The organism is Streptomyces sp. SDr-06, from assembly GCF_003324565.1.
Classification (GTDB): domain Bacteria; phylum Actinomycetota; class Actinomycetes; order Streptomycetales; family Streptomycetaceae; genus Streptomyces.
In genome coordinates this window covers 55,481-74,672 of the sequence record NZ_QOLA01000019.1, presented here as the reverse complement: position 1 = coordinate 74,672, position 19,192 = coordinate 55,481, and the positions used below count along the sequence as shown (strand labels likewise).

The following is a 19,192-nucleotide window of genomic DNA, read 5'->3' as shown; positions in this document are numbered from 1 at the left end:
CGGGGGGCCTACTTGCCGTAGTACGCCCGGGTCATGAGCTCCATCATGTCGTCGATCATCGGCATCCGGGGGTTGGCCGGGGCGCACTGGTCGGCGTAGGCGTTCATCGCCTGGGCCGGCAGGGCCTCGATGAAGGCGGTCTCGTCGACACCCTCCTCCTGGAACGAGGCGGGAATGCCGCACTTGGTGCGCAGTTCCTCGACGGCGCGGGCGTAGGACTCGACGCCCTCCTCGGGGGTCGCGGCCGGCAGACCGAGCATCTTCGCGATCTCCTGGAAGCGCTCGGGGGCCCGGTAGACCTCCGCCTTCGGCCACGGGGTCGCCTTGCCGCAGACCTGGCCGTTGTGCCGGATGACGTGCGGCAGGAGCAGCGCGTTGGTGCGGCCGTGGGCGACGTGGAAGGTGTTGCCGAGGGTGTGCGCCATGGCGTGCACCAGGCCCAGGAAGGCGTTGGCGAAGGCCATGCCCGCCACGGTCGAGGCGTTGTGCATCTTCTCGCGCGCCTCGGGGTCCCCGGCCCCGTTCACCACGCAGCTCTCCAGGTTCTCGAAGATCAGCTTGATGGCCTGGAGGCAGAGGCCGTCGGTGTAGTCGTTGGAGTAGACCGAGACGTACGCCTCGGTGGCGTGGGTCAGCGCGTCGAAGCCGGAGTCGGCGGTGACGGTGGCCGGCAGTCCCATCGGGAGCACCGGGTCGACGATCGCGACGTTCGGGGTCAGCGCGTAGTCGGCCAGCGGGTACTTCTGGGCGGCCGCCGGGTCGGAGATGACCGCGAACGGCGTGACCTCGCTGCCCGTTCCCGAGGTGGTCGGGACGGCGACCAGCTGGGCCTTCTCGCCGAGCGCGGGGAACTTGTAGGCGCGCTTGCGGATGTCGAAGAACTTCTCCTTGGTGTCCGCGAACTCGACCTCCGGGTGCTCGTACATCAGCCACATGATCTTGGCGGCGTCCATGGCCGAGCCGCCGCCGAGCGCGACGATGGTGTCCGGCCGGAAGTCGCGCATCAGCCGGGCGCCGGTCCGGACGGTGGCCAGCTCCGGGTTGGGCTCGACGTTGTCGATGACCTGGAGCACGACCGAGTCCGCGCGGGCCTGGAGGATGTCGGTGACCTTCTGGACGAAGCCGAGTTCGCCCATCGTCTTGTCGGTCACGATGGTGACCCGCTTCAGGCCCTCCATCTCGCCCAGGTAGCGCAGGGAGTTGCGCTCGAAGTAGATCTTCGGCGGGACCTTGAACCACTGCATGTTGTTGTTGCGCCGTCCGATCCGCTTGATGTTGACCAGGTTGACCGCCGTGACGTTGTTGGACACCGAGTTGTGCCCGTACGAGCCGCAGCCCAGGGTGAGGGAGGGCAGGAAGGCGTTGTAGACGTCGCCGATGCCGCCGAAGGTGGACGGGGCGTTGACGATGACGCGGACCGCCTTGACCCGCCGGCCGAACTCCTCGGCGAGCCCGTCGTCCTCGGTGTGGATGGCGGCGCTGTGCCCCAGGCCGTTGAACTCGACCATCCGCGCGGCGAGTTGGAGGCCGTGTTCGGTGGAGTCGGCCTTCAGGGCGGCCAGGATCGGGGACAGCTTCTCGCGGGTGAGCGGCTCGCCCTCCCCGACCTCCGCGCACTCGGCGACCAGGACCGAGGTCGTCGCGGGCACCTCGAAGCCCGCCTGCTCGGCGATCCACCGCGGGGAGCGGCCGACGACCGCGGCGTTGAGCCTGGCGCCCCCGCAGTTGGCGGCGAAGGCCGTGGTGCCGAAGACGAACTCCTCCAGCTTGGTCTTCTCGGCCGCGTTCAGGACGTACGCGCCGAGCCGCTGGAACTCGGCGAGGCCCCGCTCGTACACCTCCTGGTCGAGGATGACGGCCTGCTCGGAGGCGCAGATCATGCCGTGGTCGAAGGACTTCGACAGCACGATGTCGTGCACGGCCCGGGCGAGCCTGGCGCTGCGGGTGACGTAGGCGGGGACGTTGCCCGCGCCGACGCCGAGGGCGGGCTTGCCGCACGAGTAGGCGGCCTTGACCATGGCGTTGCCGCCGGTGGCGAGGATGGTGGAGACGCCCGGGTGGTTCATCAGCAGGGCGGTGGCCTCCATCGAGGGGGCCTCGATCCACTGCACGCAGTTCTCGGGCGCCCCGGCCGCGACCGCGGCGTCCCGCACCACGCGGGCCGCGGCCGCCGAGCAGTTCTGCGCGGAGGGGTGGAAGGCGAAGACGATCGGGTTGCGCGTCTTCAGGGCGATCAGCGCCTTGAAGACGGTGGTCGAGGTGGGGTTGGTGACCGGGGTCATCGCGCAGACGACGCCGACCGGTTCGGCGATCTCGGTGATGCCGTTCAGCTCGTCGCGGCTGATCACCCCGGCGGTCCTGAGGCCGCGCATCGAGTTGACGACGTGCTCGCAGGCGAAGAGGTTCTTGACGGCCTTGTCCTCGAAGAGGCCGCGGCCGGTCTCCTCGACGGCCAGCCGGGCCAGCTCGCCGTGCTCGCTCAGGGCGGCCAGCGAGGCCTTCTGGACGATGTGGTCGACCTGCTCCTGGGTGAACGTCTCGAACCGGCCGAGCGCCTCCAGGGCGCCGCGCACCAGCGTGTCGACCATGGTCTCGGCGGTGTCGTTCCCGGGCTTCTTGGCCTCCATGGCAAGGACTCCTTCTGGTCGGGCGCTACGGCTTCGCGAGCGTTTCCGCGATGCCTTTCCGATGTCTCCATTCGACACCTGTGCGCGTCGCCCGCGGGCCCGACAAAGCCCTTCACCCGGAGGCCGAAAGCCCTTTCACTTGACCGTACGTCACCCGAAAACCCGCCCTGAGCTGCATGAATGGAGAGAGACTTTGGCCCCATGCGCGCTTGTGAAAATTTTCACAAGTTTTGTGTGCTCTCGGCTGTGCCCCGGCCCTCGCCCAAGACCTCCGAATGCGCCTGCGCCGCAGGCACCTGTGGCCCGGCGGTGGGGGCGGCGTCGGACGTCGCGGGAGTCGCCTGCTGGGCCCGCTCCAGGAACCGGAGCAGTTCCACCGGGAACGGCAGGACCAGCGTCGAGTTCTTCTCGGCGGCCACCGCCACCACGGTCTGCAACAGCCTCAACTGGAGGGCGGCCGGCTGCTCCGACATCACGCCCGCCGCCTCGGCCAGCTTCTTGGAGGCCTGGAGCTCGGCGTCCGCGTTGATGACCCGCGCCCGCCGCTCCCGGTCGGCCTCCGCCTGCCGCGCCATCGAGCGCTTCATCGTCTCGGGCAGCGACACGTCCTTGATCTCGACCCGGTCGATCTGCACGCCCCACCCCATGGCCGGGCTGTCGATCATCAACTCCAGGCCCTGGTTGAGCTTCTCCCGGTTCGACAGGAGGTCGTCGAGGTCGCTCTTGCCGATGATCGAACGCAGCGAGGTCTGCGCCATCTGGGAGACCGCGAACTGGTAGTCCTCGACCTGGATCACCGCGTCCGCCGGGTCGATCACCTTGAAGTAGATCACCGCGTCCACCCGGACCGTGACGTTGTCGCGCGTGATGCCGTCCTGCGCGGGCACCGGCATCGTCACGATCTGCATGTTCACCTTCCGCAGCCGGTCGGCGAAGGGGACGATCATCGTGAAGCCGGGGCCGCGCACCGAGTCCTTCAGCCTGCCGAGCCGGAAGACCACCCCGCGTTCGTACTGCTTGACCACCCGCGCCGCCGCCAGCACATAGACGGCGCCGGCGGATCCGACGGCGATGCCGGCAGCCACCAGTGCTTCGACCATCACGGCCCCCAAGGGTCCGAACCGGACGTGTACTTCGACGGTAACTCCGCATCTCCCCCGAAGGGGAGCCCGCGGCGGACGCGGACCGTCACGGGCCCGAACGCTTCGCGCCCGCCGGACCCTCCCCCGCGTCCCGCGACCCCGGCGACCTGGTCAGCGGGCACGGCCGCGCGACGCCTGCCGCCATTCCTCGCGCACGGTGTGGACCAGCTGCTTTCCGGCGACGGTGAGCTCGGGCGCCCCCTCCAGCACGTGCAGCGCGGACCCGACCGCGGCCAGACCCCGCCCGTCGCCGTCGTACACGGCGACCGCCACCCCTTCGTACGCCCCGGCCAGCAGCCGGGAGACCGGGAGCCTCCCCCAGGGCGTCGGATGCCGCCACTGCCCGTCCATGTCGTACAGGTCCTCGACGTCGAGCAGGGCGCGCAGGGCCGCGCGGCGGGCGCCTCGCAGCAGCGCCCGGGCGAGGGAGTCCTCCCGCAGGCCGACCGGCAGGCCGAGCGCACCGCAGCCGTGCCGCCCCACCACCGGGCCCGTACCCCCGGCGAGCGGGGTGAGGGTGGTGAGCACGTCGGCGCCCGCGGGGGGCGCGAGGGTCTGCGCGAGATGGGCGCGCGCCCGCGCCACCCGGCGCCCCCACGCACCCGCCTCGCGCGCGCCGAGCGGGGGCAGTACGGGGCTGCCGAAGCAGTCGCGGTACGGGTCGAGATCGTCCAGAACCAGTCCCCCGGCCCGGCCCGGCACCCGCCAGCCGGGCGCCGGTGCGGCCGGGCGGGCGATGTGCCGCTCGCCGTCCGCGTACCGCACCCGGAACCCGTGCCGCGCGACGGCGACCTCGGCCACGCCCCCGGTTCCGGGGCCGGACAGGCACAGTTCCCCGAGCGTGGGCAGATGCAGCCGGCCGTCGGACCAGCGGACGGGGATGGTCAGTTCGGCGCCGTCGCGCACCGCGGCGGCCGCCGTGTACGCGGCAAGCCGGCATGCCCGCGCCACGGCTGAGGGATGCCCGGCCCGGAGTGCCTCCAGGGCGGCCAGGAGCCAGCCGCGCGCGTAGGGGTGGGCCAGGACGGTGTCGAGCCCCGGCCCGTCGACGGCCGTGGTGAGTTCCCAGATCCGGGCCCACTCGGTGCCACCCCGGCCGCCGAGCCCGGTGTGCAGGCGGGCGAGCAGGGCGCGGTTCAACTCCAGTGCGGACAGGGCGAGTTGCGGGCCGCCGGGGAACCGCGGAGGCGGGGTGCGGTCCTCGATGCCGCGCACCAGGGCCAGAAGGTCCGGGCAGTACACCGACGGGTTGTCGAAGCCCGCCTCCGCGCGGTAGCGGTGGGTGTAGTGGCCGCCTCCGCAGGAGCGCACGACCGGGCAGCGGCGGCACTCGGCGCTCACACCGGCGAGGCCGCGCCTGCGGGCGCGCACCCCGGGGTGGGCGGCGACCGCGTCGAAGTCGTCCCGGAACACGGAGAATCCGGTGGCGGCCGCGCCCTCGTAGGCGGACTTGAGCGAGTCGACCTGTTCCAGGGAGCCGTCGGTCTCCACCACGACGATGTCGGCGGGGGCCAGGCCCAGGGACTCGGTGAGGCTGGGGCCGCCGTGCAGGGTGGAGAGCACCGAGTCGAAGAGCCGCACCGGGACGGTCCTGCCCTGCGCGTCCCAGCGGTCGAAGACGGCGAGCAGCCAGTCGGCGTACGGGGCCGCCGACGCGCCGGGCCGGGCGGGCGGGGTCTCCCAGGTGGCGTGCGGCAGCAGGTAGTCGATGCGGGGCGGGTCGAGCGCGACGAGCGCGTCGTGCACGGCGACCGGGTCGTTGGCGAGGTCGATGGTGCACAGCAATCCGGCGAACAGCCTCCGGTAGCGCGGCTGTTGGAGCAGCGCGACGGCGGCGAGGACCTGCGGGTGGCTGGTGCGGCCGTCGGCGAAGCGCCGGTGGCGGTCGTTGGCGGCGCGGTCGCCGTCGAGGGAGAGGCCGACCTTCACGCCGAACTCGGCGAACAGATCGAGGTGGCGCGGGCTCAGCAGCACGCCGTTGGTGTGGATGCGCAGGTCGAGCCCCGCGACCGGCGTGACGGCGGCGGTCAGCTCTGCGCAGACCCGGCGCAGCCGCTCCGGTCCGGCGAGCAGGGGTTCGCCGCCGTGCAGAATCACCGAAACGGAAGTCAGCCGGTGCTTTTCGGCGTGCTCGGCCAGCCGCCCCGCGGTGCGGCGAATGACGTCGTCGGATACCGCCCGGGGCCGGCCGCGCCAGCTCTGGTCTGCGGCTTCGTACACATAACAATGGTCGCAGGCCAGATCGCACCTGCTGTGCACCTTCAGGACGATCTCGCGGAATGGGACCAGCGGTCCTGTCATTGTGCCAGTTTAGCGAGATCGGGAATTCGACTGCACCGGCCGGGAGTTCACCGGGAATTCTCCGGGGCCCCGCCCGGCTCGCCCGTCCCACCGGTCCCCGCCGGGCCGACCCGGCGGAGACCGGACTCCAACTACCGGATCACAGGGCGGAGTTGAAGGAGGACACGTCTGTGGAGCGGTGGCCGTCCGGGGCGTCCAGGATCCTGCTGAGCATCTTGTCGACGGCCCGGTCCGTGCCCTTCTCGGCCAGTTCGGCCAAGGGCACCCGGTCCTTCTTCGCTGCGGCGAATGAGGCTGAATTTACTGAATCTACGAAGGGTTTCACGTTCGTCCCTGGGGTGAGTGACAACCGCACGTGGACAGTGGCACCGGCACATGCACCGTTGCAGTGTCGGCGGGACGACTTTACTCTCATCCCCACCAGCGGATGGAGTACGCAAACGGGGCGCACAAGAGCCGCCCCTGCGAAAGAATGAAGAAAAAACCGCAGACGGGGGTGCATGTGACGGCGATTCCCGGCCCACTGCAGAGCATGGTCTTCCGGAACGCGGATCTGCCGGGCCTCTTCCACCACGCGGACGCGCTGGCGATCGGCCGGCAGCAGTCGGCGGTCAAGCTGACCCGCACCCAGCTCTCGCTCCTCGTCGTCGGCGCGCTCGCCACGGCGCTGCCGCGGGTACGGGTCGGCGCGGACTTCCAGCTGCTCAGCGCGCTGAGTGCGCTGGCCTACGCCGGGGTACTGCTCGCGAGTTTCGGGGCGGCCCGCAGGCACGCCGCCTCGCACTGGCAGCTCAACCGCTCCGCCGCCGAGTTCATCAAGTCGATGTGCTGGCGCTACGCCGTGCACGGCGCTCCCTTCGACCTCAACGCCCCCGATCCGGAGGGCCTGTTCGTCGCCCGCGTCGAGGAGGGCCTGCGGGAGCTGCGGAAGGTCGGCTGGCGCGACCCGCGCGAGGACGGCGAACTCCCCTCCGGGGGTCTCGTCACGCCGAGCATGCGGGAGTTACGGGGCAAGTCGTTCAACGTGCGCAAGGAGACCTACGTACGGGACCGGCTCATCGAGCAGCGCAACTGGTACCGGCGCCGCCAGGAGACCTCGCGGCGCGCCACCCGGCTGTGGTCGACCGCGATCACCCTGCTGACGCTCCTCGCCCTCCTCTTCGCCACGCTCCAGACCTTCTCGGTGGCGCAGGGGGTGAACGCGGCGGGCGTGCTGTCGTCCTCGGCCGCGGCCTGTCTCGCCTGGAGCGAGATCCGCCGCCACCAGCCGCTGATCTCGGCCCACGCGCTGGTGGAGCAGGACCTGATGGAGATGCACGTGGCGATGGAGAACATGGTCACCGAACGGCAGTGGCCGCAGGCCGTGTACGAGACCGAGCGCGTGGTCTCGCCCCAGCACACGGACTGGCTCGCGCGGCTGCGGAGTTGACCCGCCCGGTCAGATCCTGCTGACGCCGTCGCACCAGACGACCGTGACCGGCCGGCCGAGGCTGCGGGCGTACTGCACGATGTCGCCGGTGCCGCCGAGGCCGCGGGCCGGCAGACCGTCCCACACGGCCACGAGCCGGTCGCAGTTGTCCGCGATGTAGGCCCCGGCCGCGTAGTAGGCCTCGTCCGTGGAGTGCGGGAAGCCGAGCGCGACCTCCTGGCTGGCGCGCCGCTTGAGGCCCCGGTAGCGGGCCAGTTCGGCGGCGTCCGCGAAGCCCGTCTCGTAGTCGCCGCTCGGGATCACCACGATCAGGGCGGCGCCGCAGTCCAGGGCGATGTCGGCGAAGAGCTGGTCGGCGCCGGTGGCCAGGCTGGAGAGCGCCTCAAGAGAGCCGTCGTGGCCGCAGAGCAGGGCGCGCAGGCGGTCGCGGATCTCCTCGAAGGCGTCGGACGGGATGTCCCGGTGGCCGGTCACTCCGATGCGCTTCAATGCGTCTCACCCCGTGTGTCCGGCGCCGGTCACTCTCGGACCCGTTCTGCTGCTGCCCCTCCACATCCTCTCAAATCAGCGCATCGCGTCCAGCCGGAAGCCCCCGTCCGGTTCTCCCGGGCGGGGGCTCGGCCGCCGGTCCGGCCGGCGTTCAGTGACGTACCGTCAGAAGAGGGTCACGCCATAGGCGTTCATGGCCTGGACCACCGGCTGGAAGAACGTCGTTCCGCCGGAGGTGCAGTTGCCGCTGCCGCCGGAGGTGAGTCCGAGTGCGGTGGAGCCGGCGTAGAGCGGGCCGCCGGAGTCACCCGGCTCGGCGCACACGGTGGTCCTGATGAGACCGGACACGATGTCGCCGTTGCCGTAGTTGACCGTCTGGTTGAGCGCGGTGACCCGCCCGCTGTGGATGCCGGTGGTCGAGCCGCGCCGGGTGACCGTCTGGCCGACCGTCGGATTGGCCGCACTGGTGATGCGCTGGCTGCCGACGGCGCTCGGGTGCGCGAGCGAGGTGTTGGTGTACTGCACGAGGCCGTAGTCGTGGCCCGGGAAGCTGGTGCCCACGGTCGGGCCGATGCTCGTCGCGTGCGACGTGCTGGTGTAGTAGTTCGGGTAGCCCTGGGTGCAGTGACCGGCCGTCAGGAAGTAGTACGTGGAGCCCCGCTTGACGTTGAAGCCCAGCGAGCAGCGCCAGCTGCTGGTGTAGATCGCGTCGCCGCCGGAGAGCAGCTTGGTGAACTTCCCCGGCGTCCGCTCGATGCGCAGGGCGCCCGCGTTGGCGCCGGCCTCGCGCTTGATCTTCGCCAGGTCGGCCGCCGAGACGGTGGAGTCGGCCGTGACGACGACCTTGCCGGTGGCGCTGTCCACGCTCCATGCGGTGCCGGCCACGTCCGCGCCGCGCACGGCGTCGCTCGCGGCGGTCAGGGCAGCGGCCCCGAAGGTGTGGGTGGGGGTGGCGCTCGCGTGCGGGACGGCTATCGCCACGGCGGCGAGCAGTCCGGTGGCGACGGCCGCGAACTTGGTGCGTCTCGCGAGACCGGAGGGGGGTGTGGGGGTGGTGCGCTTGATCCTCACTTCTGTTCCTCCCGAGGGGAATCGAGGGGCCCGTGGCTGGGGGGACCCCGTGAGGCGCAGCCAAGGATGACGGCAGCACAACAAGGCGCAAGCCGTGCTCCTGACAAGCGCTGCGGAGGAGTATTCGGGGGCCCGGCCGGGGCGCGCAAGGGCGCCTTTTGGCCGGACCCCGCGAGGAGGCGCGCGCCGGGGGTCAGCGGGTGCGGATGTTCCGCTCCCCCGCCGGGATGTCGAGGGGAAGGGTGTTGCCCGGGGGCGGGAAGGGGCAGATGAAGTGGTCGGCGAAGGCACAGGGCGGCAGCACCGCGCGGTTGAAGTCGACGGTCACCGATCCGTCGGCGGCCGGGGCCTCGGGCCGCAGGAAGCGGAACCGGAAGGTGGACCTGCCGCTGGTCCCGTCGGCGAACACCGCCCACAGCGAACCGTCGGCCTCGACCGAGACCTGGAGGGTGTGCTCCTGGCCGCCGAGCGTGAAGGCGATCTCCCCGGCGAGTTCGAGCCCCCGCTCGACCCCGTCGGCGTTCGCCACCCGCACCCGCGTCGGCCCGTACGGGCGGAAGGTGCCGGGCAGCCGGAACCGTTCCTCGTACGGGGTGGCGTCGATGCCCGCGAAGGCCTGGCGCGCCGCGGAGGCCGGGTCCCACACCCGGACCCCCCACAGGCCCTCCCGGCGCAGCACCACGAGCCTGCGGTCCCCCTGGGCGAGCCGGGCCTTCGCGGCCGGTCCGTCGTCGGCGCCGAGGCGCACCTCGCCGTCCAATGGAGCACCGTCCAGGGTGAGTTGGTGCTCCGGGGCGGCGGCGAGCACCAGCTCGTCGCCGTCCTCGCGCCACCGGCCGAGTTCCTCGGGCACGCCGTCCGCGAGCCAGTGGGTGCCGGTCAGGGCGAGCGGTCCGTACGGCGCGGAGACCGACTCGACGCGGTGCTCGTGCCACTTCTTCCAGTCGAGCGCCGGGTCGGGCCGGGGATCGCGCTGTGCTTGCGTGCTCATGCGGTCAACCTTTCCACACCGGGGGTACGCAGCCCGAGGTGTGAGCGCAGCGTGGAGCCGGTGTATTCCGTGCGGAACGCGCCGCGCTCCTGGAGCCGGGGCACCACCTGGTCGACGAAGTCGTCCAGGCCGCCGGGGGTGAGGTGGGGGACGAGGATGAAGCCGTCGGCGGCGTCGCCCTGCACGAACGCGTCGAGTTCGGCGGCGACCGTGTCGGGGGTGCCGATGAAGGACTGGCGGCCGGTGGTCTCGATCACCGTCTGCCGGATGGAGAGCCCCTTGGCCTCGGACAGGGCGCGCCACTTGGCGGCGATCTCGAAGGCGTTGGTGATCTTCACCCGGCCCTGTACGAGCCCGGAGTCCGGGTCGGGGTCGATCTCGGGCAGCGGGCCGTCCGGGTCGTAGCCGGACAGGTCGCGGCCCCAGATCTGTTCGAGGGCCAGGATCGCGTTCTGCGGCGAGACCTGCTGGTGGCGGATCTCGGCGGCCTTCTCCTGGGCCTCGGCCGCGGTGTCGCCGAGCACGAAGGTGACCCCGGGCATGATCTTGAGGTCGTCGGGCTCGCGGCCGTACTGGGCGAGGCGGCCCTTGACGTCGGCGTAGAAGGCGCGGCCCGCCTCCAGGGTGCCGTGCCGGGTGAAGATGACGTCGGCGGCCGAGGCGGCGAACTCGCGGCCCTCGCCGGAGTCGCCGGCCTGGATCACGACGGGGTGGCCCTGCGGGGAGCGCGGCACGCCGAACTTCCCCTCGACACGGAAGTGCCGTCCGTGGTGCGCGAAGGAACCCGCCGGACCCGACGCTCCCCCCGGCTCCCAGGAGTCCCACAACTCCCGCGCCGTGGCGACGAATTCGGCGGCCCGGGTGTAGCGGTCGGCGCGGTCGAGGAAGCCGCCGCGGCGGAAGTTCTCGCCGGTGAAGGCGTCGGGAGAGGTGACCACGTTCCAGGCGGCCCGGCCGCCGCTGAGGTGGTCGAGCGAGGCGAACCGGCGGGCGATCTCGTACGGCTCGTTGAAGGTCGCGTTCACCGTGGCGGCGAGGCCCAGCCGCTCGGTGACGGCCGCGAGCGCGTTGAGCAGGGTGATCGACTCGGGGCGCCCCACCACGTCGAGGTCGTGGACGCGGCCCTTGTGCTCGCGAAGCCGCAGGCCTTCGGCGAGGAAGAAGAAGTCGAACAGGCCGCGTTCGGCGGTCCGCGCGAGGTGCTCGAAGGACGAGAACTCGATCTGCGACTTGGAGCGCGGGTCGGCCCAGACGGTGGTGTTGTTGACGCCGGGGAAGTGGGCGGCGAGATGGATCTGCTTCTTACCCGTGGTCATGGCGGCCTCCGCCGGCGGTGGCGTACTGGTTGACGGGCCGTGCCAGGCCCAGGTGTTCGCGCAGGGTGGCGCCCGGATAGAAGTGGCGCAGCAGGCCGCGGTGCTGGAGGACCGGCACGGTGGCCCGCACGACGAGCGCGAGGTCGCGCCCGGCGTCCGCCAGGCGCAGATGGAAGCCGTCGACGGCGCCCTCCTCGTGCCAGGCCCCGATCAGCCCGGCCAGTTCCACGGCGTCCGCGGTGGTGTGCAGCGCCACCGGGACCGAGCCGAGCACCCGCAGCCGTTCGGGGTCCCGGCCGTGCGCGCGGGCCCGGTCGCGCAGCTCCTCGCGGGCCGTGCGCGCCGCGAGCGGATCCTGGGTGCGTACGAGGGCGACATCGCCGTGGCGCACGGCGGCGGCCCTCGGCTCGGCGGCGGTCGCGTCGATGACGGTGACCGGATGGCCCTGCGGCGGCCGGGGCACGATGGCGGGTCCGCGTACGGAGAAGGAGCGGCCCTCGAAGTCGACGTAGTGGAGCTTGTCCCGGTCGATGAAGCGGCCGGTGGACTCGTCGCGTATCTCGGCGTCGTCCTCCCAGGAGTCCCACAACCTGGCCGCCACGTCGGCGACTTCGCGTGCCTCGTGCCACGCCTCGGCCGTGCGGACGGCGGGCCGTCGCCCGAAGAGCCGGGCCTCGGCCTCGGTGGTGGACACCTCCGGGCTCCACCCGGCCCGGCCCCGGCTCACCCAGTCCAGGGTGGCCACGGCCGAGGAGACGTGGAAGGGCTCGGTGTGGGTGGTGTTCACGACCGGGACGAGGCCGACGTGTTCGGTGGCGGGCGCGACCCGGGCGAGCACGGCGAGCGCGTCGAGCCCCGGCCGCGCGAAGGAGTCCCCGAGCGTGACGAAGTCGAGGGTGCCCTGCTCGGCGAGGCGCGCGAGCGAGACGAAGTGCGCGGCGTCGTAGTGCCCGGCCCCGTCGAGGGAGGCGGCGAGATGCAGGGGGCCGCGCACGGGTGGTGCGGACATGGTGGGCCTTTCTGTCGTGGTCTGTCGTGGTCGGGCGGCCGGGTGGGCCCGAGCGGCTCGGCCCGGTCACGGCCTGGGCCTGGGCAGTCCCGGCGGGTTGATCTCGGAGTGCGTCACCGCTTCGCCGGACAGCCCCCACCGCGCGAGCACCTTCGCGTAGGAGCCGTCCTGGATCACGTGGTCGAGGGCCGCCGCGTAGGCCGCGACCAGCCCGCTCCCCTTCTTCGTCGTGGCGGCGATCTCGCCCTGGAGTCCGGCGCCGCCACCGGAGTACGTGCCGACGATCTCGGTCTGTCCCGCCGTGGCCGCATGGTAGGCGGCGGACGGGTTGGGTCCGAGGTAGGCGTCGATGCGGCCGGACTGGAGGGCGAGGTAGTAGTCGGTCGCCTTCTGGAAGTACTTGACGGACACGGGCCTCAGCCCGGCCTTCACGTCCTGCTCGCTCCAGTCGAGCAGGATCTTCTCCTGGTTGGTCCCGGAGGAGACCGCGATGGTCCGGCCCGCCACGTCGCGCGGCCCCCGCACCTTCCAGCCGGCGCCCTTCTTCGCCTCGAAGGCGAGCTGGTCCTTGCGGTAGGTCGCGAAGTCGTACTTCTCCTTGCGCTCCTCGGTGACGGTGACGTTGGAGAACACCGCGTCGAACTTGCCGCTGTCGAGCCCTACGAAGAGGTTCTCCCAGGAGACGGGCTGGAAGCTCGGCCGCACACCGAGGGTGTCCGCGACGAGCGTGGCGATGTCGAGCTCCACGCCGATGGGGGTCTTGTCGTCGGTGGCGTAGAAGCTGAGCGGCGGCACCGAGCCGGTGGCGACGCCCACGGCGAGGGTGCCCCGGGCGCGCACCGCCGCCGGGAGTTGCGCGGCAATCGCGTCGACCTTCCGCTCCCTGATCCGGTTCTGGTCCGGGCCGAGGTTGATGCCGGTGGACCTGGCGCCGGGCGCGACCGCTTCGGTGGCGGCGTCGCCGGTGCCGCAGGCGGTGAGGAGACCGGACGCGGCGAGGGTGGCGAGGACGGCGGCGAGAGTGCGGCGCGCGGACATGGACGTACTCCGGGAGGATCGGGGCATCACAGGACCTTGGAGAGGAAGGCGCGGGTGCGCTCGTGCTGGGGGGCGTCGAGCACGGCGGCGGGCGGGCCCTGCTCGACGATCACTCCGCCGTCCATGAAGACGACGGTGTCGGCCACCTCGCGGGCGAAGCCGATCTCGTGCGTGACGACGATCATCGTGGTGCCGGCCGCCGCCAGGTCCTTGATGACGTCGAGGACCTCGCCCACCAGCTCCGGGTCGAGCGCCGACGTCGGCTCGTCGAAGAGCAGCAGCCTCGGTTCGAGGGCGAGCGCGCGGGCGATGGCGACGCGCTGCTGCTGTCCGCCGGAGAGCTGCCGCGGATACGCGTCCGCCTTGTCGGCCAGACCGACCCGGGCGAGCAGCTTCCGCGCGGCGGCCACCGCGTCCTTGCGTGGCCGCTTCAGCGCCGAGACCGGCGCCTCGACGATGTTGTCCAGGACGGTGAGATGCGGGAAGAGGTTGAAGTTCTGGAAGACGAAGCCGATCCGGGTCCGCTGCTTGAGGACGTCGCGTTCGCGCAGCTCGTACAGCTTGTCGCCGGAGCGCCGGTAGCCGACGAGCGTGCCGTCGACGGTGATCCAGCCGCTGTCCACCTTCTCCAGGTGGTTGATGGTGCGCAGCAGCGTCGACTTGCCGGAGCCCGACGGGCCGAGGACGACGGTGACCTCACCGGCCCGGACGTCGAGGTCGATGCCCCGCAGGACGTCGAGGGAGCCGAAGCTCTTGTGCACGGACCGGACTTCGACCATGGCGGTGCTCATCGCACGGCCCCCTTCGCGTAGTGGCGTTCGACGTAGTGCTGGAGGACGGAGAGCACGGTGGTGAGCAGCACGTACCAGACGGTGGCGACCATGAGCAGCGGCACGACCCTGCCGTTGCGGCCGTAGACGACCTGCACCTGGTAGAAGAGCTCGCCGATCGCCATGACGGAGACGATCGAGGTGCCCTTGAAGAGCGAGATGATCTCGTTGGCGGCGTTGGGCAGGATGGAGCGCATCGCCTGGGGCAGCACGATCCGCCGGATCTGCCGGAGCCGGGGGATACCGAGGGCGGCCGCCGCCTCCGACTGGCCGGCGTCGACGGCCAGTACGCCGCCGCGGACGATCTCGGCCGCGTACGCCGCCTGGTGCAGGGCGAGGCCGAGGACGGCCGCGCTCATCGCGCCGACGAGCCCCACCGTGTCGAAGGCGAAGAAGCCGGGCCCGAAGGGGATGCCGAACGTCAGCCGCTTGTACAGGTAGGCCAGGTTGAACCAGAAGAGCAGTTGCACGATGAGCGGGATCGAGCGGAAGGCCCAGATGTAGCCGAAGGCCACGGCCTTCAGGAACGGGCTGCCCGACAGGCGCATGAAGGCGAGGACGACGCCGAGCGCGAAGCCGAGTGCCGTTCCGTAGACGGTGAGTTGGAGGGTGACCCCGACGGCCTTGAGGATGGTCTGGGTGGTGAAGAAGCGGGCGAAGACGCCCCACTCCCAGGCCGGGTTGGTGAGGAGCCCGTGGCCGAACTGGGCGACGAGCACCGCGGTGACGGCGACCGCGGCCCAGCGCCAGGGCCTGCGCACGGGCACCACCTTGAGCGAGGCGGGGTCGGGCCGCAGTCCGGGGGCGGCCGTGTCGAGGGGCGGATCGCTGGTGAGCGACATGGGTGTCCTTCGGGGAGGGGGCGGGGGCGGCGGTCAGGCGCTGAGGCGGCGACACGCGAGGTCGCGCAGGAAGCTCAGCGCGGCGCGGGCCGTGGCGTCGTTCTGCCGGAACGCGGCGCCCCCGGTGCGCGGCCTGGTGAAGGCCCCCGCCGCACGCGCGACGGTGAAGGGGCCGAGCGCGAACCGGCGCGGGTGCGCCCGGCCGTCCCTGCCGAGGATCCGGCCGTCGGCGGGGTCGACCTGGAGCAGGCCGGTGTCGGCCGCGCCCGCCCCCTCCTCGTACAGCGAGCGGAGCAGTGGGCTGCCGGGGCGCTCCGCGCTGGGCTCGGGCAGCCGGGCCTCCACCAGGGCCGTCGCCTCGATCCACCGGCCGGGCACACTGGCGCTGCCCGCCCTGAAGACGCCCCGCGCCTCGTCGGCCTCCACGGTGACGCCCGCGCCGAGGAAGCGCACGACGCCCGCGTCGGACAGCGCGAGCAGCTGACGCAGCCGGGGCCCGGGCGGACCGGAGGCGAGGAAGCTGAAGAAGCCGTGCCACCAGCCGCCCACGTCGCCCACCCGCAGCAGTTGCCCGTAGACGGAGAGCAGGCCGAGGAACACCGCCAGGTCCGCGCTGTGGCCGGGGTCATGACGGCGCGTCAGGTCGGACCGGATGTGGGCGCGCAGGCCGTCCTGGAGGCTCTCGTACGAGGTGAAGCGGAGGCCGTCGAGCGGGTGGTCGAGGGCTTCGAGGTCGAGGCGGTCGGCGGGATCGGGGACGGCGGCGGCGATCAGGGCCCCGAGCGCCGGGCTGCCGGGGTCGGCGGCGGCGTACTTCTCCTCGAAGTCGGCCCAGGCGCCCCGGGTGCGCTCGGGGTGGGCGGTGAACAGGCGGTGGTAGTGGGCGAAGCCCAGCTCCTTGTCGATCAAGGGCCACAGGTCGCGCCGGAAGTCGGGCCGGGCCGGGCGGCTCAGGAGGGCGTCCACCTCGGCCGGGCCGAAGAACCGCGGCAGGGGCGGGCGTTCGCCGGTCCAGGTGTAGCCGATCTTGGAGTGGTAGGGCACGCCGCGCCGGGACCCGACGTACAGCACGGGTTCCCGGCCGGAGGGGTGGTAGGTGCCGTCCGCGTCGTAGCGTCCGCCGCGGCCCTCGGTGAGCAGGGCCATGAGGTCGACGAAGGCGAGTCCGAAGCCCCGGACGATGACGGGCGCGCCCGGGCGCAGGGGGGTCAGGTCGCTGTCGGCGGTGAAGGCGGGCGGCAGGTGCACCAGGCCGTGCCGGTCGGCGAAGTCCGCCAACTCCCTCTGTTCCGCGTCGGGTTCGGCGTCCAGGTGGCCGAGGGCGAGGACGACCAGGTCGGCGACGAGCGGTTCGGTGCGGCCTTCCAGCCACACCCGCTGGCGTCCCTCGCGCGGCCCGCTGAGCCGGGTGGCGCGGGCGCGGTGCTCGTGCACGGTGACGGTGGGCGGCAGCGCGGCCACCGCGCCCTCGTACACCCAGCGCAGATACGCGCCCTGCGCCCGCCGGCTGGGGAAGACGCGGCCGTCGAGGCCGGACCACTCGGCGAGGGTGGGGCCGGGGCGCACCGGGCCGTCCTGCGGGACGGTGTCGTCGGTGAACATGGTGACGTCCTCGGCCATGGAGTTCATCCACAGCAGCGGCGACTGGTCGGCCCGCCAGATCCGCCCGCCGCCCGCGGGGTGCGGGTCCACCAGATGGATGTCCAGGGGCCGGTCGCCGTACAGGAGGGGGAGGTTGGCGGCGAGCCGTTCCAGGAGACCGGTTCCCCGCGGACCGGCCCCGACCACGACGACGGACGCGTTCACCGGGCACCCGCCGAGCCGCGTGCGTAGTACCGCTCGACGTAGTGCTGGCCCACCGACAGGAGCGAGGTCACCACGGCGTACCAGAGGGTGGCGACGAGGAGCAGCGGGACCACCTGGTAGGTGCGGTGGTAGATCAACTGGGTTGAGTACAGCAGGTCGTTGACGGCGATGACGGAGACGATCGAGGTGCCCTTGAGGGTGCCGATCAGCATGTTCCCGGCGGGCGGCACGATGGAGCGCATGGCCTGCGGCAGGACGATCCGGCGGAGCCTGCGCCACCGGCCGAGGCCCAGCGACTGGGCGGCCTCCACCTGGCCCCGCTCCACGGAGAGGATGCCGCCGCGCACGACCTCGGCGGCGTAGGCGGCCTCGTGCAGGGTGAGCCCGACGACCGCCACGGTGACCGGGCCCATCAGGTCGACCGTGCGTACCCCGAGGATCTTCGGGTACAGCGCCCCGATGTTGAACCAGAACAGCAGCTGCACCAGGATCGGCGTCGACCTGAACAGCCACACATAGCCCCAACTCACCGTTTTCAGAACGGGGTTGGCGGACAGCCGCATGACGGCGAGCAGGGTGCCCAGCGCGAAGCCGAGCGCCATCACGACGGCGGTGAGCCAGACGGTGAGCCAGAGCCCGCGCAGTACGGCGGCGGTGGCGAAGTAGTCGGCGACCACGCCCCACTGGAAGGCCGGGTTGCGCACCACGGAGGCGAGCGCGAGGCCGAGCAGCACGAGGACGACAATTGCCGTGGCCCGCTGGCCCGTTCGGCGCAGGGGAACGACGCGCAGGGTTCCTGGAGAGCCGTCCTCGGTTGCTGCGGACGGGCGTTTGGACAGGGTGAGGGACATGCGAAGGCTCCGTGGATGCAGAGATCGAACACGGGAAAGGCCTTCACGAACACGTGGCGCGGCGGTGCGGAACCGAGCCCCTCAGCACGGGTTCCGCCGCCGAGGCTATGCGCTGCATGCTGGAGGTTGTCAAGCTTGTCCGCACTGTGGGCGTTACGTCTCAGCACGGTTGACGCGGAAACGGATGCCTGTTCCACTTGGGCCATGCATCCGCAGCAGTGGCTGGTCACGCGCTCCCACATCGACTTCGGTCGAGTGTGGTCCTCTTCCTGTTGAGCTGACCCCCTGCACGGTTTCCTCATGACTCCCGTGCGCCTTCGCGCCGTGTCTCCGCGGCCTTTCCGCATGCCTTCACATCACTGAACACTCGCGCACCCCTCCCCTCGGCGTCCCCGCACCACCCGGTCACACCTCACCCGTCACCCCGGGCACGTCCGCCTGCCCGAAATCCCTGGAGCGCACCCCGTCATGAGCCGGTCCCCAAGCCTGAGCAGATCGCGCAACTTCGCCGCGTTCGCCCTGATCACCGCCGCGGCACTCGGCCTCACCGCCTGCGGGTCGCCGGACCCGGCCGACGTGGGGGCGGCGGGCAACGCGGCGCCCGCGGCCGGGCAGGGGGCGAAGATCCCCACCACCGACGTGGTGTCGGGCGTCCGCAAGGACGAGGCGGCGGCCGCGCTGCTGCCGGAGAGCGTCCGGGCGGCGGGCAGCCTCACCCTGGCCACCAGCGTCGGGACGCCACCGGGGGCCACCTACCTGGAGGACGGCAGGACGGTGGCCGGGCAGGACATCGACTTCGCGGACGCCGTGGCCAAGGTGCTCGGCCTGAGGCTGAAGCGCGAGGTGGCCTCCTTCGAGGCGATCCTGCCCGCGCTCGACAGCGGCAAGTACGACGTGGGCACCGGCAACTTCGGCGTCACCGACGAGCGCCGCAGGACCATCGACTTCGTCACCTACATCAACGACGGCCAGGGCTTCGCCGTCCGCAAGGACAGCAAGCTGGCCCACGTCACCGACCTCACCCAGCTGTGCGGCCTGAACGTGGCGACCGGCGCGGGCACCACGTTCGAGGCGACCCTGGAGAAGAACCGGCCGAAGTGCGCACAGGCGGGGAGGAAGCCGTACGCGGTGCAGACCTACAGCGACCAGGGGGCGCTGTGGATCTCGCTCCAGCAGGGCCGCAGCGATGTGGTCATGTCGACCATCAACGGGCTGCGGTACGCGGTCGACCGACAGCCGGGACTGACGTTCCTCAACGAGTTCCACCGCCTCGACGTGGGCTTCGCCTTCAAGAAGAACACCCCGCTGGCCCCGGCCTTCCAGGCCGCCGTCAACCGGCTGAAGAAGGACGGGACGTACGACAGGATCCTGGCGAAGTGGGGCACCACGGGATCGGGCATCGAGCAGTCCCGGATCTCACCACCCGAGCACAAGTAGCCCTTCGGGTAAG

16 protein-coding genes are annotated in these 19,192 nt (G+C 71.8%); 2 read left to right on the top strand and 14 right to left on the bottom strand.

Annotated features, from left to right (window positions below):
* Positions 1 to 8: 8 nt before the first annotated feature.
* From adhE to DT019_RS40800, 4 genes are all read right to left on the bottom strand, one after another.
* Positions 9 to 2,627, bottom strand: a complete 2,619-nt coding sequence (gene adhE / locus DT019_RS29705; protein WP_114040037.1) for a bifunctional acetaldehyde-CoA/alcohol dehydrogenase — start codon at positions 2,625 to 2,627, stop codon at positions 9 to 11.
* Between the two features lie 221 nt (positions 2,628 to 2,848).
* Positions 2,849 to 3,727, bottom strand: coding sequence for a slipin family protein (locus DT019_RS29700; RefSeq protein WP_223279832.1), 879 nt, complete (start codon positions 3,725 to 3,727; stop codon positions 2,849 to 2,851).
* Positions 3,728 to 3,880: 153 nt separating this feature from the next.
* Positions 3,881 to 6,070, bottom strand: coding sequence for a radical SAM/SPASM protein FxsBH, inactivated beta-hydroxylase extension form (gene fxsBH / locus DT019_RS29695; RefSeq protein WP_189390046.1), 2,190 nt, complete (start codon positions 6,068 to 6,070; stop codon positions 3,881 to 3,883).
* A gap of 139 nt (positions 6,071 to 6,209) precedes the next feature.
* A complete protein-coding gene (locus DT019_RS40800) occupies positions 6,210 to 6,335 on the bottom strand; it encodes a hypothetical protein (protein ID WP_262985346.1) in 126 nt (41 codons plus the stop codon).
* Between the two features lie 267 nt (positions 6,336 to 6,602).
* Here DT019_RS40800 and DT019_RS29690 point away from each other — a divergent pair, with 267 nt between their 5' ends.
* A complete protein-coding gene (locus tag DT019_RS29690; RefSeq protein WP_114040116.1) occupies positions 6,603 to 7,499 on the top strand; it encodes a DUF4231 domain-containing protein in 897 nt (298 codons plus the stop codon).
* Positions 7,500 to 7,508: 9 nt separating this feature from the next.
* On the opposite strand, the gene DT019_RS29685 is transcribed toward DT019_RS29690, so the two are convergent.
* The 10 genes from DT019_RS29685 to DT019_RS29640 form a co-directional block, all read right to left on the bottom strand.
* Entirely contained in the window at positions 7,509 to 7,988 is a 480-nt protein-coding gene (locus tag DT019_RS29685) for a hypothetical protein (protein ID WP_114040036.1), read from the bottom strand.
* 165 nt (positions 7,989 to 8,153) lie between these two features.
* Positions 8,154 to 9,059 carry a S1 family peptidase gene (locus DT019_RS29680; RefSeq protein WP_114040035.1) on the bottom strand — a complete coding sequence of 302 codons (906 nt, stop codon included), beginning with the start codon at positions 9,057 to 9,059 and terminating at the stop codon, positions 8,154 to 8,156.
* A 193-nt stretch (positions 9,060 to 9,252) separates the two neighbouring features.
* Entirely contained in the window at positions 9,253 to 10,050 is a 798-nt protein-coding gene (locus DT019_RS29675) for a DUF1684 domain-containing protein (protein WP_114040034.1), read from the bottom strand.
* Positions 10,047 to 11,366, bottom strand: coding sequence for an NtaA/DmoA family FMN-dependent monooxygenase (locus tag DT019_RS29670; protein ID WP_114040033.1), 1,320 nt, complete (start codon positions 11,364 to 11,366; stop codon positions 10,047 to 10,049). Before DT019_RS29670 ends, DT019_RS29675 begins: the two co-directional genes overlap by 4 nt.
* Complete coding sequence (locus DT019_RS29665; RefSeq protein WP_114040032.1) at positions 11,353 to 12,375, bottom strand: LLM class flavin-dependent oxidoreductase; 1,023 nt, start codon at positions 12,373 to 12,375, stop codon at positions 11,353 to 11,355. The genes DT019_RS29670 and DT019_RS29665 overlap by 14 nt, the downstream gene beginning before the upstream one ends.
* 66 nt (positions 12,376 to 12,441) lie before the next feature.
* Complete coding sequence (locus tag DT019_RS29660; protein WP_114040031.1) at positions 12,442 to 13,413, bottom strand: ABC transporter substrate-binding protein; 972 nt, start codon at positions 13,411 to 13,413, stop codon at positions 12,442 to 12,444.
* Positions 13,414 to 13,439: 26 nt separating this feature from the next.
* Positions 13,440 to 14,204: an amino acid ABC transporter ATP-binding protein gene (locus tag DT019_RS29655; RefSeq protein WP_114040030.1), complete on the bottom strand. Its 765-nt coding sequence runs from the start codon at positions 14,202 to 14,204 to the stop codon at positions 13,440 to 13,442.
* Positions 14,201 to 15,085 (bottom strand): amino acid ABC transporter permease, encoded by an 885-nt coding sequence (locus DT019_RS29650; protein ID WP_114040029.1) that lies wholly within the window; start codon positions 15,083 to 15,085, stop codon positions 14,201 to 14,203. The genes DT019_RS29655 and DT019_RS29650 overlap by 4 nt, the downstream gene beginning before the upstream one ends.
* A gap of 33 nt (positions 15,086 to 15,118) precedes the next feature.
* Entirely contained in the window at positions 15,119 to 16,891 is a 1,773-nt protein-coding gene (locus DT019_RS29645; RefSeq protein ID WP_114040028.1) for an FAD/NAD(P)-binding protein, read from the bottom strand.
* The gene (locus DT019_RS29640; protein ID WP_114040027.1) at positions 16,888 to 17,742 is read right to left on the bottom strand and encodes an amino acid ABC transporter permease; all 855 of its coding nucleotides are present in this window, start codon (positions 17,740 to 17,742) and stop codon (positions 16,888 to 16,890) included. The genes DT019_RS29645 and DT019_RS29640 overlap by 4 nt, the downstream gene beginning before the upstream one ends.
* 468 nt (positions 17,743 to 18,210) lie before the next feature.
* On the opposite strand from DT019_RS29640, the gene DT019_RS29635 reads away from it, so the two are divergent.
* Positions 18,211 to 19,179, top strand: coding sequence for an ABC transporter substrate-binding protein (locus tag DT019_RS29635; RefSeq protein WP_388983725.1), 969 nt, complete (start codon positions 18,211 to 18,213; stop codon positions 19,177 to 19,179).
* Positions 19,180 to 19,192: the final 13 nt, after the last annotated feature.